Annotated in this window: 1 protein-coding gene; it reads left to right on the top strand. The window is 72.5% G+C overall.

All coding sequences use genetic code 11. The annotated features are described in order from the left end of the window. Positions 1–199 precede the first annotated feature (199 nt). The coding region (locus tag OMK64_RS20000; protein WP_272730105.1) for a LacI family DNA-binding transcriptional regulator at positions 200–1119 on the top strand (920 nt) is incomplete at its 3' end.

Below are 1119 nucleotides of genomic sequence, written 5' to 3'. Positions count from 1 at the left end.
ATCCGCAACTATCGCCACCGTTGGCGAAAGGTCGACGACTCGGAAACTAGACACTCCCGACAACCTCTGTCAATCGTTTGCCAAAAGTTGCCAGCACCCTCAGGCTTCACCCGTCCGGCGGGGCAGAGGGCGTCGGAATGTGCCGTTCGCGGTGCTACGTTCGGACGCGATACTTGCGGTTCGCGGGAAGGTTGCGAGGATGACCAGCACGGATGCCGCAGGGCCGTCCGGTACGACCGACGGGGTCGACGAGCCCACCGCCCCCGCGGGCGGCACAGCCACCATCGCCCTCATCGCCGCCGAGGCCGGCGTCTCCGTGCCGACCGTCTCGAAGGTCCTCAACGGGCGTACCGACGTCGCCGCCGTGACCCGCGCACGCGTCGAGGAGGTCATCGACCGGTACCAGTACCGGCGCCGCCGCGGGCGCACCTCGACCGGCCCCGGACTCATCGACCTCGTGTTCCACGAGCTCGACTCCGCGTGGGCGACGCAGATCATCAAGGGCGTCGAGGAGGTCGCCGGCCCCGCGCGCGTCGGCGTCGTGCTCTCCGAGCTCGGCGGTGCGCACCGCCCCCGGCAGGAGTGGCTCGACGACGTGCTCGCGCGTCGGCCGCGCGGCGTCATCCTCGTGCTGTCCGACCTCGACCCCGCGCAGCGCCGCCAGCTCGAGACCCGGTCCATCCCGTTCGTCGTCGTCGACACCGCGGGCGAGCAGCCGCCCGGTGTCCCCGTCGTCGGCTCCGCGAACTGGGCCGGCGGCCTCGCCGCGACCCGGCACCTGCTCGGGCTCGGGCACCGCCGCGTCGCCGTCATCTCCGGGCCCGTCGACGTGCTGTGCTCGCGCGCCCGCATCGACGGCTACCGGTCCGCGCTCGACGAGGCCGGCATCGCGACCGACCCCGCGCTCATCCGCTACGGCGACTTCTTCGTCAACGGCGGCTACCGGCACGGGCTCGAGCTGCTGTCCCGCCCCGACCGTCCCACCGCGATCTTCGCCGGGTCCGACTTCCAGGCGCTCGGCGTCATGCGCGCCGCGCGCGAGCTCGGCCTGCGCGTCCCCGAGGACGTGTCGATCGTCGGGTTCGACGACCTGCCCGTCACCGAGTGGCTCGGTCCCGC

The sequence above is a fragment of the Cellulomonas fimi genome (assembly GCF_028527925.1).
Lineage (GTDB): Bacteria > Actinomycetota > Actinomycetes > Actinomycetales > Cellulomonadaceae > Cellulomonas > Cellulomonas fimi_C.
The sequence above is the reverse complement of the archived record's forward strand: the minus strand, read 5'-3'. Positions and strand labels throughout refer to the sequence as shown.